At 55.9% G+C, this 12,416-nt stretch carries 12 protein-coding genes; 10 read left to right on the top strand and 2 right to left on the bottom strand.

Annotated elements, in window-relative coordinates; translation table 11 throughout:
* Window positions 1-11 precede the first annotated feature (11 nt).
* The 10 genes from fabD to ptsG all read left to right on the top strand — a co-directional run bounded on the left by fabD (window position 12) and on the right by ptsG (window position 9,491).
* Window positions 12-944 (top strand): ACP S-malonyltransferase, encoded by a 933-nt coding sequence (gene fabD / locus FHW04_RS00465; RefSeq protein ID WP_089561043.1) that lies wholly within the window; start codon window positions 12-14, stop codon window positions 942-944.
* Between the two features lie 10 nt (window positions 945-954).
* Window positions 955-1,689, top strand: coding sequence for a 3-oxoacyl-ACP reductase FabG (fabG, locus tag FHW04_RS00460; RefSeq protein ID WP_031376571.1), 735 nt, complete (start codon window positions 955-957; stop codon window positions 1,687-1,689).
* A gap of 154 nt (window positions 1,690-1,843) precedes the next feature.
* On the top strand, window positions 1,844-2,080 hold the full coding sequence (gene acpP / locus FHW04_RS00455) for an acyl carrier protein (RefSeq protein WP_003849865.1): 237 nt from the start codon (window positions 1,844-1,846) through the stop codon (window positions 2,078-2,080).
* 85 nt (window positions 2,081-2,165) lie between these two features.
* The gene (gene fabF / locus FHW04_RS00450) at window positions 2,166-3,407 is read left to right on the top strand and encodes a beta-ketoacyl-ACP synthase II (protein WP_031376572.1); all 1,242 of its coding nucleotides are present in this window, start codon (window positions 2,166-2,168) and stop codon (window positions 3,405-3,407) included.
* 106 nt (window positions 3,408-3,513) lie between these two features.
* On the top strand, window positions 3,514-4,329 hold the full coding sequence (gene pabC, locus FHW04_RS00445; protein ID WP_069728189.1) for an aminodeoxychorismate lyase: 816 nt from the start codon (window positions 3,514-3,516) through the stop codon (window positions 4,327-4,329).
* On the top strand, window positions 4,326-5,345 hold the full coding sequence (mltG, locus tag FHW04_RS00440) for an endolytic transglycosylase MltG (protein ID WP_089561042.1): 1,020 nt from the start codon (window positions 4,326-4,328) through the stop codon (window positions 5,343-5,345). The genes pabC and mltG overlap by 4 nt, the downstream gene beginning before the upstream one ends.
* Window positions 5,335-5,967, top strand: coding sequence for a dTMP kinase (tmk, locus tag FHW04_RS00435; protein WP_089561041.1), 633 nt, complete (start codon window positions 5,335-5,337; stop codon window positions 5,965-5,967). The genes mltG and tmk overlap by 11 nt, the downstream gene beginning before the upstream one ends.
* Window positions 5,967-6,956, top strand: a complete 990-nt coding sequence (gene holB / locus FHW04_RS00430; protein ID WP_046288393.1) for a DNA polymerase III subunit delta' — start codon at window positions 5,967-5,969, stop codon at window positions 6,954-6,956. Before tmk ends, holB begins: the two co-directional genes overlap by 1 nt.
* A 17-nt stretch (window positions 6,957-6,973) precedes the next feature.
* Window positions 6,974-7,765 carry a metal-dependent hydrolase gene (locus FHW04_RS00425; protein ID WP_031377249.1) on the top strand — a complete coding sequence of 264 codons (792 nt, stop codon included), beginning with the start codon at window positions 6,974-6,976 and terminating at the stop codon, window positions 7,763-7,765.
* 292 nt (window positions 7,766-8,057) lie between these two features.
* Complete coding sequence (gene ptsG, locus FHW04_RS00420) at window positions 8,058-9,491, top strand: PTS glucose transporter subunit IIBC (protein ID WP_031377250.1); 1,434 nt, start codon at window positions 8,058-8,060, stop codon at window positions 9,489-9,491.
* A 55-nt stretch (window positions 9,492-9,546) separates the two neighbouring features.
* Here the strand turns inward: ptsG and FHW04_RS00415 are convergent, their stop codons facing one another.
* Both FHW04_RS00415 and FHW04_RS00410 read right to left on the bottom strand, forming a co-directional pair.
* Window positions 9,547-10,686 carry a glycoside hydrolase family 88/105 protein gene (locus tag FHW04_RS00415; RefSeq protein ID WP_069728169.1) on the bottom strand — a complete coding sequence of 380 codons (1,140 nt, stop codon included), beginning with the start codon at window positions 10,684-10,686 and terminating at the stop codon, window positions 9,547-9,549.
* A 12-nt stretch (window positions 10,687-10,698) separates the two neighbouring features.
* The gene (locus FHW04_RS00410) at window positions 10,699-12,288 is read right to left on the bottom strand and encodes an MFS transporter (protein WP_031377252.1); all 1,590 of its coding nucleotides are present in this window, start codon (window positions 12,286-12,288) and stop codon (window positions 10,699-10,701) included.
* Window positions 12,289-12,416 lie beyond the last annotated feature (128 nt).

Here is a 12,416-nt window from a genome sequence, read left to right as displayed (position 1 = left end):
AGGAACGTAAGATGACGCAATTTGCTTTTGTTTTCCCAGGCCAGGGTTCACAGACGGTCGGTATGCTGGCTGATTTAGCCGCTACCTATCCGCAGGTGGAAGAGACTTTCCGTGAAGCCTCTGCGGTACTGGGATATGACTTATGGCAGTTAGTCAGCCAGGGGCCGGCTGAAGAGTTGAACAAAACGTGGCAGACCCAGCCAGCGCTGTTAGCCGCCTCGGTCGCTATTTACCGTGTCTGGCGGCAGCAGGGCGGTGAGCAGCCGTCAATGATGGCCGGTCATAGCCTGGGTGAATATTCCGCGCTGGTATGTGCTGGCGTGCTGGATTTTGCCGATGCGATCAAGCTGGTTGAGCTGCGTGGCAAACTGATGCAGGAAGCCGTGCCGGAAGGTACTGGCGCAATGCAGGCGATTATTGGCCTGGATGACGCATCAATCCGCAAAGCCTGTGAAGAGAGTGCGCAAGGTCAGGTCGTCTCGCCGGTTAACTTTAACTCGCCAGGCCAGGTGGTCATCGCGGGTAACAAAGAAGCGGTAGAGCGTGCCGGCGCAGCCTGTAAGGCTGCCGGAGCTAAGCGTGCGCTGCCGTTACCGGTCAGCGTGCCGTCTCACTGCGCGCTGATGAAGCCAGCGGCGGACAAACTGGCCGTGGCGCTGGAGTCCATCACCTTCAATACGCCTGCGGTGCCGGTGATCAATAACGTCGATGTCAAAGCCGAAACTGACGCTGGCGCGATTCGCCATGCGCTGGTGCGCCAGCTCTACAGTCCGGTTCGCTGGACCGAAAGCGTGGAAGCGATGGCGGCACAGGGTGTGACCCAACTGCTGGAGATCGGTCCAGGCAAAGTGCTGACCGGTCTGACCAAACGCATTGTGGATAGCCTGACAGCGGCTGCCGTCAACGATAGTGCATCACTGACGGCTGCACTCGGAAAGGAATAAGAGGAAAATCATGAGCTTTGAAGGTAAAGTTGCGCTGGTAACCGGCGCGAGTCGCGGCATTGGTCGTGCGATTGCGGAGACGCTGGCGGCAAAAGGCGCTAAAGTTGTAGGTACCGCGACCAGCCAGAATGGCGCTGACGCCATCAGTGCTTACCTTGGCGACAAGGGTAAAGGCCTGTTACTGAACGTGACTGACGCTGCATCGATCGACAGTGTTTTAGAGAATATTCGCGCAGAATTTGGCGAAGTGGATATTTTAGTCAATAATGCAGGCATTACGCGTGATAATCTCCTCATGCGCATGAAGGACGATGAGTGGCAGGATATCCTCGATACCAACCTCACTTCTGTCTTCCGCCTTTCTAAGGCGGTATTGCGTGCCATGATGAAAAAGCGCGTGGGCCGTATCATCACCATCGGTTCCGTTGTTGGAACCATGGGTAACGCGGGCCAGGCAAACTACGCGGCAGCAAAAGCGGGTTTAATTGGCTTTAGCAAATCACTGGCGCGCGAAATCGCGTCACGTGGCATTACCGTCAACGTCGTGGCTCCAGGTTTTATTGAGACAGACATGACGCGGGCACTGAACGAAGATCAACGTTCTGGTATTTTGGCGGAAGTACCTGCGGGTCGCTTAGGCGAAGCGCAAGAAATCGCCAATGCTGTGGCATTCTTAGCCTCTGACGAAGCAGCCTACATCACAGGTGAAACGCTGCACGTCAATGGCGGCATGTACATGGTCTGATAAATCACGAAAACATTTGCATTATTTGCGGCTAAAACCGCAAAATAGCGTAAAATCGTGGTTCGACCAGCCGGGATTTTGTTGCATCTTTTTCACCATTTTATACACTACGAAAACCATCGCGTAAGCGAGTTTTGATAGGAAATTAAATAGTATGAGCGATATCGAACAACGCGTTAAGAAAATCATCAGTGAGCAGCTGGGTGTGAAAGAGGAAGAAGTGACCAACTCTGCATCTTTCGTAGAAGACCTGGGTGCCGATTCTCTTGATACCGTTGAGCTGGTAATGGCTCTGGAAGAAGAGTTTGATACTGAAATTCCAGACGAAGAAGCTGAGAAAATCACTACCGTTCAGGCAGCGATCGACTACATCAATAGCCACAAAGGCTAATGAATATCTTCAGGCGGTCGCTCGACCGCCTGATTTTTATGTTTGTCCCACATAGTTCCCTATTTCCCCTCCCTGGAGGACGAACGTGTCTAAGCGTCGTGTAGTTGTGACCGGTCTTGGCATGTTGTCTCCTGTCGGCAATACCGTAGAGTCTACCTGGAGTGCTCTCCTTGCCGGTCAGAGCGGCATTAACCTGATCGACCATTTTGATACCAGTGCCTATGCAACCCGTTTTGCAGGTCTGGTAAGAGGTTTTAATTGTGATGACTACATCTCGCGCAAAGATCAGCGCAAGATGGATGACTTCATCCAATACGGCATTGTTGCCGGCATGCAGGCTATGCAGGATAGCGGTCTGGTTGTGACCGAAGAAAATGCAGGTCGTATGGGCGCAGCGATTGGTTCCGGCATCGGTGGTTTAGGTCTGATTGAAGACAATCATACTTCATTGGTAAACGGTGGCCCGCGTAAAATCAGCCCGTTCTTTGTGCCTTCGACTATCGTAAACATGGTGGCGGGTCATCTCACTATCATGTACGGCCTGAAAGGTCCGAGCATCTCTATTGCGACTGCCTGTACCTCTGGCGTGCACAATATCGGCCACGCCGCACGTATCATCGCCTATAACGATGCTGACGTGATGCTGGCAGGCGGTGCTGAAAAAGCCAGTACGCCATTAGGCGTTGGCGGATTTGGCGCAGCACGTGCACTCTCCACCCGTAACGACAACCCACAGGCAGCAAGCCGCCCATGGGATAAAGATCGTGACGGTTTTGTGCTGGGTGACGGTGCCGGTATTGTAGTACTCGAAGAGTACGAACATGCTAAGCAGCGCGGCGCGAAAATCTATGCGGAAATTGTCGGCTTTGGTATGAGCAGCGATGCTTACCACATGACCTCTCCGCCGGAAGATGGCTCGGGCGCAGCAGCAGCGATGATCAATGCGCTGCGTGATGCTCAGCTTACGCCAGAGCAAATCGGCTATGTCAACGCGCACGGCACCTCGACGCCAGCCGGTGACAAAGCGGAAACACGTGCAGTGAAATCGGTATTCGGGGCAGCAGCCAGTACGGTAATGGTGAGCTCAACCAAATCGATGACCGGGCATTTGCTGGGTGCTGCGGGTGCCGTTGAATCGATCTACTCGATTCTGGCTCTGCGTGACCAGGCGGTACCGCCGACCATTAACCTCGACAACCCGGATGAAGGCTGCGATCTCGATTTCGTGCCGCATACCGCGCGTCAGGTTTCCGGACTGGAGTACACCTTGTGTAACTCCTTCGGCTTCGGTGGCACCAACGGATCATTGATTTTCCGTAAAGTGTAATCGCAGTTGATTGCTAAAAAGGCCCGCGATGCGGGCCTTTTTTTATCCTGATAATTCAAAACAGTCAGCATCGGCGCAGCCGATCGCTGCCCAACCGGAGATAACCATGTGGATTAACGGCATCGAACAATCAACTCTGGCGGCCAGCGATCGCGGACTGCAGTTCGGGGATGGCTGCTTTACCACCGCGGCGGTGCAGCAGGGCAAGATCCTGTTACTGGAACGCCACATTCAGCGTCTCAGAGAGGGCTGTGAGCGGCTGTTAATCAACGGCATCGACTGGCTGCAGCTGGAAAATGAAATGCGTCAGGCAGCCCGGGATCAGAGGCAGGCTGTGCTGAAAGTAATACTCAGCGCCGGCAGCGGCGGACGCGGTTACAGCCGGAAAGGGGGAGGTGAGCCGACGCGTATCGTCTCGCTGGCAGCGTGGCCGCAACATTATGCTGACTTACAGCAGCGCGGCGCGTCGCTGGCTCTCAGCCCGATTCGGCTGGCGCGCAATCCGCAGTTTGCCGGTCTGAAGCATCTCAACCGGCTGGAACAGGTGATGATCCGGGCTCATCTTGACCAGACAGACGCCGACGAAGCGCTGGTGCTTGACACTGAAGGTTGGGTGGTGGAATGCTGTGCGGCCAATTTATTCTGGCGCCGGGGCTCGGAGATTTTTACCCCTGACCTGCGCTGGGCGGGCGTCGATGGCATTATGCGACGCAGTCTGATGGCACAGCTCGCCGCTGCAGGGCAGGCTTGCCGGGTTGTTCAGTGTGAACCTGACGCGTTGCTGGCTGCCGATGAAATCGTGATATGTAACGCCCTGATGCCGGTTTTACCGGTACGACAGCTGGAGGCGGTGAACTTTACTCAACGCACGCTGTTTAATCAGTTGCACGCAAGCTGTAAAAAGATAATGGATGCATCATGAGCCGAAGTAAAAAAATTCTCGCCAGCATTGTGGCGATAGTGGGTGTCGCGGCTGCCTTAAGTTACTGGCAGATAAAACAGTTCGCGTCCACCCCGTTAACCCTGCACCAGGAAACGATCTACACGCTGCCCGCCGGTACTGGCCGGGTGGCGCTTGAAGCGCAGTTAGAAAGTCAGAACATCATTCCGCACAGCATCTGGTTTGGCGCGTTACTGAAGGTAGAACCCGAACTGGCGACTTTCAAAGCCGGGACCTACCGCCTCGAACCGACCATGACGGTGCGTTCGCTGCTGCAGCTGCTGGCCAGCGGCAAAGAGGCACAGTTTCCGTTGCGCCTGGTCGAAGGTCAGCGCCTGACGGAGTGGCTGAGCGAGCTGCGCAAAGCGCCCTATATCCGGCATACGCTGAAAGATGACCAGTTTGCGACGCTGGCCAGCGAGCTGAAGGTTGATCCGCAGCAGCTGGAAGGCAACTTCTTCCCGGATACCTATCTCTATACCGCTAATACCAGCGATCTGGCGATCCTGCAGCGCGCCCATGAGCGGATGAAGAAAACCATCGATCAGGTCTGGCAGGAAAGGGCGGATAATCTGCCGTATAGAACGCCGCAGGATCTGGTGACCATGGCCTCGATCATTGAAAAAGAGACTGCCGTCAGTGAAGAGCGCGCCCGTGTCGCCTCGGTGTTTATTAATCGACTGCGAACCGGCATGCGACTGCAAACCGACCCGACGGTGATTTACGGCATGGGCCCGGCTTATAACGGTACCCTGACGCGTAAAGATCTGGAGACGGCAACCGATTACAATACCTATATCATTAATGGTCTGCCGCCAGGCCCGATTGCCATGCCGGGCAAAGCGTCGCTGCAGGCGGCGGCTCATCCGGAAAAGAGCAACTATCTCTATTTTGTGGCGGATGGAAAGGGCGGACACACCTTTACCACCAATCTTGCCAGCCATAACCGGGCGGTGCAGGTTTACCGGCAAACGCTGAAGGAAAAAAATGAACAGTAAGTTTATCGTCATTGAGGGCCTGGAAGGCGCCGGTAAAACCACGGCGCGCGATGCGATTGTCGCCACGCTGCGCGAACGCGGGATTGAAGATATCGTCTTCACCCGCGAGCCTGGTGGAACGCCGCTGGCGGAGCAGTTGCGGCTGCTGATCAAGCAGGGCATTGAAGGTGAACAGGTGACCGATAAAGCGGAACTGCTGATGCTCTACGCGGCGCGCGTGCAGCTGGTCGAAACGGTGATCAAACCGGCGCTGGCTCGCGGGGCCTGGGTGATTGGCGATCGGCACGATCTCTCTTCACAGGCTTATCAGGGCGGCGGACGCGGACTCGACAGTGAACTAATGCGTACCCTGCGCGATGCAGTACTGGACGATTTTCGCCCCGATTTGACGCTCTATCTCGACGTAACGCCAGACATCGGCCTGCAACGCGCCCGTGCCCGTGGCGCGCTGGATCGCATTGAGCTGGAGTCGCTGCGCTTTTTTGAGCGCACCCGCGACCGATATCTGGCGCTGGCGGCAGACGATCCCACTATTCTGACAATTGATGCCACCCAGTCGCTGCAACAAGTGACGGCGTCACTTCAGTCCACCCTGAAGGGCTGGCTGGCGGAGCGGGCGTGATGAACTGGTTCCCGTGGCTCAACCAGCCCTATCGCCAGCTGATCACGCAGCATCAGCAGGGCCGGAGTCATCACGCGCTGCTGATTCAGGCGATGGCCGGAATGGGCGATGATGCGCTGGTGTGGGGAATCAGCCGCTGGCTGATGTGCCAGCAGCCCGATGGCCTGAAAAGCTGCGGGCAATGCCACGGTTGCCAGCTGATGCAGGCCAATACCCATCCGGACTGGTACCGGCTGGAAGCAGAGAAAGGTAAAAATACCCTCGGCATTGATGCGGTTCGTCAGGTGACCGAGAAAATGTATCATTTCGGTCAGCAGGGCGGTGCCAAAATTGTCTGGCTGCCTGATGCGGCTCAGCTCTCTGAAGCTGCGGCCAACGCCCTGCTGAAAACGCTGGAAGAACCGCCGGCCAATAGCTGGTTTTTCCTCAGTAGCCGTGACCCGTCGCGCCTGCTGGCGACCTTGCGCAGCCGATGCATGACGCTGCATCTTTCACCGCCGGAGGAAGGACTCAGCCTGAACTGGCTGAAGAAACAGACGTCGCAGGATGAAGCGATGCTGGTCGCCGCGTTGCGACTCAGCGCTGGCGCGCCGGAAGCGGCGCTCAATCTGCTGGCGGCAGGCCCGTGGCAGGCGCGACAGAAATTGTGCGATGCGCTGCCCGCGGCACTGCAGCAGGACATTCTGCAACTGCTGCCGGTGCTCAATGGCGACGACGCGGCGGTGCGCATTGGCTGGCTGCTCTCGCTGCTGCTGGATGCGATGAAATGGCAGCAGAATGCAGGACAGTGGTTGAGTAACGTCGATCGTCAGGACGTGGTGACGCTGCTGGCAGAACACTTTACCCCGACTGCGCTGAACAGCAGTGCGCAGGGCTGGATGCGCTGTCGCGAGCAGTTGCTGCACGTGGCGGCGGTTAACCGCGAATTATTGCTGACCGATCAGCTCCTGAGCTGGGCTGATAATATGAAGCCTGCGCTGATCGGCTAAACCTTCTGAGAGTAACTATGTTTATTGTTGATTCCCATTGCCACCTTGATGGCCTGGACTATGAGAAAAACCATCGCGACCTGGATGATGTGATCGCCAAAGCGGCCGCGCGTGATGTGAAATTTATGCTGGCCATTGCCACCACGCTGCCCGGTTTTCATACCCTGAAAGCGCTGGTTGGTAACCGCCCCGAAATCGCGCTCTCCTGCGGTGTTCATCCGCTGAATCAGGAGGAGGCGTATGACGTAGAGGAGTTTCGCCGTCTGGCTGCCGATCCACAGGTGGTGGCGCTGGGGGAAACCGGGCTCGATTATTACTATCAGCAGGAGACCAAAGCGCAGCAGCAGGCTTCCTTCCGTGAGCACATCCGTACCGGCATCGCCCTGAACAAACCGATCATTGTGCATACCCGTGATGCGCGGGAAGACACGCTGGCAATTTTACGTGAGGAACAGGTTGAGCGCTGCGGCGGCGTGCTGCACTGCTTCACCGAGGATCAGCCTACCGCGGCTAAACTGCTGGATATGGGATTCTATATTTCGTTCTCCGGCATCGTCACCTTCCGTAATGCGGAGCAGCTGCGTGAAGCGGCGCGTTACGTTCCGCTGGATCGGATGCTGGTTGAAACCGATTCACCTTATCTGGCCCCGGTTCCTTATCGCGGCAAAGAGAATCAGCCCGCCTACACCCGCGATGTCGCCGATTATCTGGCGGTGCTGAAAGGCGTGGATATTGACACGCTAGCCGCCACCACGACCCGCAATTTCTCGGCGCTGTTCCACATCCCAATGAGCCGGCTGGGTGCCTGAGTCGCTCGTTTATTTCATACTCTGTAATTAATCTGTAATCTGCACATATGGCCTTGTTTTTCCAACAAGGCCAGCTTTTTATTGCTGATTATTCGTGCGGGTCAGTAAGAAATTTCGTAAAGTGCACGCTTGCGATTGTCGAAACGTGATAACCGTCAAAGTAACAAATAACGATTTATTTTACCCTTCGTAATAAATCAAAAGGCGGTCACCGCCAACCCGGTAAAGAATCCTCCCTCTTTGCCACGCGCAATGCGCGAAAAAATGCACTCATACTCAGGAGCTTCACGCTATGTTCAAAAATGCTTTTGCCAACCTGCAAAAGGTCGGTAAATCGCTCATGCTACCGGTATCGGTTCTGCCGATTGCCGGGATTTTGTTAGGTGTCGGTTCGGCCAATTTCAGCTGGTTGCCTGCAGTGGTTTCGCATGTGATGGCAGAAGCGGGCGGATCGGTGTTCGCCAATATGCCGCTGATTTTTGCCATCGGTGTGGCGTTGGGCTTTACCAATAACGACGGTGTATCAGCACTGGCCGCGGTAGTCGCTTACGGCATCATGGTGAAAACCATGGCGGTGGTGGCTCCGCTGGTGCTGCATCTGCCAGCGGCAGAAATTGAGGCGAAACACCTGGCGGATACCGGGGTACTGGGCGGTATTATCGCCGGCTCGATTGCCGCGTATATGTTCAATCGCTTTTACCGCATCAAGCTGCCGGAATATCTCGGCTTCTTTGCCGGTAAGCGTTTCGTACCGATTATCTCCGGTCTGGCAGCCATCATTCTCGGCGTACTGCTCTCCTTTATCTGGCCACCGATAGGTTCCGCGATTCAGGAGTTCTCACAGTGGGCCGCCTATCAGAACCCGGTTGTCGCCTTTGGTATCTACGGTGTGGTAGAACGTTCGCTGGTGCCGTTTGGCCTGCATCACATCTGGAACGTTCCTTTCCAGATGCAGATCGGTGAATACACCAATGCGGCAGGTCAGGTGTTCCATGGTGATATCCCGCGTTATATGGCGGGTGACCCGACCGCGGGCAAACTCTCCGGTGGCTTCCTGTTCAAAATGTACGGTCTGCCAGCGGCAGCGATTGCTATCTGGCATTCAGCGAAGCCTGAAAATCGCGCCAAAGTGGGCGGTATCATGATCTCCGCTGCGCTGACTGCGTTCCTGACCGGTATCACCGAACCGATTGAATTCTCATTCATGTTCGTTGCGCCGATCCTGTACGTAATCCATGCGCTGCTGGCCGGTCTGGCTTTCCCAATCTGTATTCTGCTCGGAATGCGTGACGGTACCAGCTTCTCGCACGGTCTGATCGACTTTATCGTGCTGAGCGGTAACAGCAGTAAAATCTGGCTGTTCCCGATTATCGGTATCATCTACGGTCTGGTTTACTACACCATCTTCCGCGTGCTGATCGCTAAACTGGACCTGAAAACACCAGGCCGTGAAGAGACCAGCAGCGAGCAGTCCACTGCGACCGGCACTGAAATGGCGGGCAAACTGGTGGCGGCGTTTGGTGGTAAAGAGAACATCACCAACCTTGATGCCTGTATCACCCGTTTACGTGTCAGCGTGGCTGACGTCGCGAAGGTGGATCAGACTGAACTGAAAAACCTCGGCGCACGTGGCGTGGTAGTGGCAGGTTCAGGTGTTCAGGCGATTTTCGGTACCAAATCCGATAACCTGAAAACCGATATGGATGATTATATCCGCAGCATGTAATGCCAGCGGAATGATAAAAAGCCCCGCCCAGCGGGGCTTTTTTTATGCGCGTGATTTACAGATAGACGCGCAGATACTCGGTCAGGCACAGCAGCGCCATCGCCTGGCCGTACGGCATTGAGGTCAGTGGAATGGTGCGGTAATAGTCCAGATCGCTGCCCATCGCCGTGCCAAACGATACCTGCTTCAGCTCACCGTCGGCATCGATGTTGGCAATCACGCCGCGCAGCGCCTTTTCCGCCATCTCACGATATTCCGCCGGCAGGTAACGCTTGCGCACCGCTTTCAGAATGCCATAGGCGAATCCTGCGGTAGCCGAGGCTTCCGGATAGCTCTGCGGGTCATCGAGCAGGGTATGCCACAGTCCGCTGCTGTGCTGGCACGCCTGCAACGCCTTCACCTGCGACGCCAGCACCTGCTGCAGAAAGCGGCGGGTAGCATGATGCTCAGGCCAGTTCATCATCTCCAGAAAATCGGGAATAACGATGGTCAGCCAGCTGTTGCCGCGTGCCCAGCGAGCATTGGCGAAATTATGCCGACCGTCAAAGTTCCAGCCGTGGAACCACAGCCCGGTTTCACGATCCATCAGATACTGGGTATGCAGCAGGAACTGGTAGCTCGCTTCCTCAACCCACTCGTCACGCTTCAGTAACTGACCAATTTTCGCCAGCGCCATCACGCTCATCATCAGGGTGTCGTCCCAAAGCTGCTGGGTGTTTTCATTGTTATAGACAATGTGTTGCAGCCCGCCCTGTTCCGTGCGCGGCATTTCATACATCACCCATTCTGCCCAGCGCTCCAGCACCGGCAGCCATGCGGCATTGCCGGTCTCCTCATAGCGGTAAGCCAGCGTCAGAAAAGGGCAAACGGTATTCACGTTTTTGGTGGGCGTTCCCTCCGCCAGACGCTGGGCGAACCAGTCATCAATGATCGCCAGCGTCTGCCGATCACCGGTCTGCTGATAGTAGTGCAGCATGCCATACAGGCCGATGCCGTGTGTCCATTCCCAACCCGCCCAGCCTTTAGTATCGATCACCCGGCCATCGTCCAGCCGCAGCAAAAATTCGCCGGTTTCGTCGGTGATGTTGACCAGATTTTGTGTCAGCTTGTGGATCAGCTGGACCAGTTCGCTGCGTGGCAGCAGATGTTCAGGTTGGCACAATAGCGCGCTGTGTTTAACGGGAAATACAGTCATGGTTTATTCCTGTCATTTTAAGGTCGGGTTGATAGATGAGAGTAAAGGGCGATGCGTGGGTAACGGTGGCGCGGCGGGCTTCATGCGATTGAGGAAGCCAATGTTATTGTTGCCCCACAGGTTTTCATAGGGCATGCCGGCCAGCGTTTCGACGATCTGTCGCGCTTCAGGCGTGATTTTTTCCGGCACAATGCGTCCCGCTTCGCGCATCTTCAGGGTCTCTTCACGCAGCACGGTATGCGTCTGCAGATTCAGCTTGAAGCGCAGTGAAACCAGGAAACCGCAGGTGAGTACCGCCACGGTGCCAAGGCTGAGGATTGCCAGAATGGTATGACTGACGCCCGGTACCTGGGTCGCCTGACCTGAGACGAAACCAGAGAGCTGCAGCACAATACCTACCAGCATTACCGCACCGGCCTGCGAAGCTTTGCGGGTTAAGGTCATGATGCCAGCAAAAATGCCTTCACGACGCTGACCGGTGATCACCTCATCGACATCGGCGATATAGGTATAGGTGTTCCAGGGGACGTAGTTGATGCCGCCACGGCCCAGACCCGCTACTGCGGAGATCAGTAACAGCAGCGCGAGGTTATCGTTCATCCCGGCATACCACAGCCCGGCATACGAGAGCGCCGCCAGCCCGAACAGCACCGCCACCAGGCGATAGGCGGGAGCCGGTCCCATGCGGATACAAAGCGGAATCATCCCCATCACCGCGATAAACTGTAGAACCGCCATGGTGCCCATCAGGTTTGAGGCAATCTGGGCGCTCTGCATCAGGACAAACACCACGTACCAGGTGAAGACCGCGTTAAACACGTCCTGAGCGATATAGCCGCCGAGATACATGCCCAGATGCTGACGGAAGATACGAACGCGTAAGGTCGAGGAGAGCTCAACATAGAGCCGTTTAAGATTTTGCAGCAGCGTCAGCTGCTGTTTTTCCTGTTCTGCCCGGCGTGACTCGGCGGAGAAATCATCCGGATGACGTTCCCAGGTAAAGAACCACACCAGCGTCAGCACCAGGGCGCAGATGATCGAGAACACCAGGCTGGCATAAAAGAAGGAGTGCGGGTTGTCTTTGCCAAGCGCCCCCAGCAGGATGCCGGGTAAAAAAGCCGCCAGGATCGCCGAAAGCTGAGCCAGGCCGATGCGTGCGCCAGAGAAGCGGGTTTTCTGCCGGAAATCGTCGGTCATCTCAGGGACCAGCGTTTCATAAGGCACCAGAATCATGGTGTAGATAATATCGAACAGCAGATAGGTGCAGAGATACCACCAGAAACTCATGTCGCTGATCCACATCAGGCTGTAACTAAAGACACAGGGGATGCCCAGCAGGATAAAAAAGCGGCGGCGGCCAAAGCGTTTACCCAGCCAGGTCGAACCAAAGTTATCGGTCAGGAAGCCCATCAGCGGACTGACGACCGCATCCAGTACCCGGGCGGCAGCAAAAATCAGGGTCGCCTCAATCGGGGTCAACCCACAAAAAGTGGTATAGAAATAGAGCAGCCAGGCGGCAGTCAGCGCCGTGGTGCCTGCTCCAAGAAAATCCCCGGACCCGTAGGCCAGATAATGGCCAAGACCAATCTTACGTGAGCGCATGGTGCGTGCTCCTTGATGGTGAATGTCGGTAAATCCCTCATGACGACGCCGGGCATCTCAGCCGGACTGAATAGCAAAGTAGAACTGCGACGCCGGGTTAACCTTCGTAATCTGGCAAGGGTCCGGGA

The sequence above is a fragment of the Pantoea sp. AN62 genome, from assembly GCF_050432985.1.
Classification (GTDB): Bacteria; Pseudomonadota; Gammaproteobacteria; order Enterobacterales; family Enterobacteriaceae; genus Pantoea; species Pantoea brenneri.
Note: the sequence above shows the minus strand (reverse complement) of the source record. Positions and strands in the feature narration are given on the sequence as shown.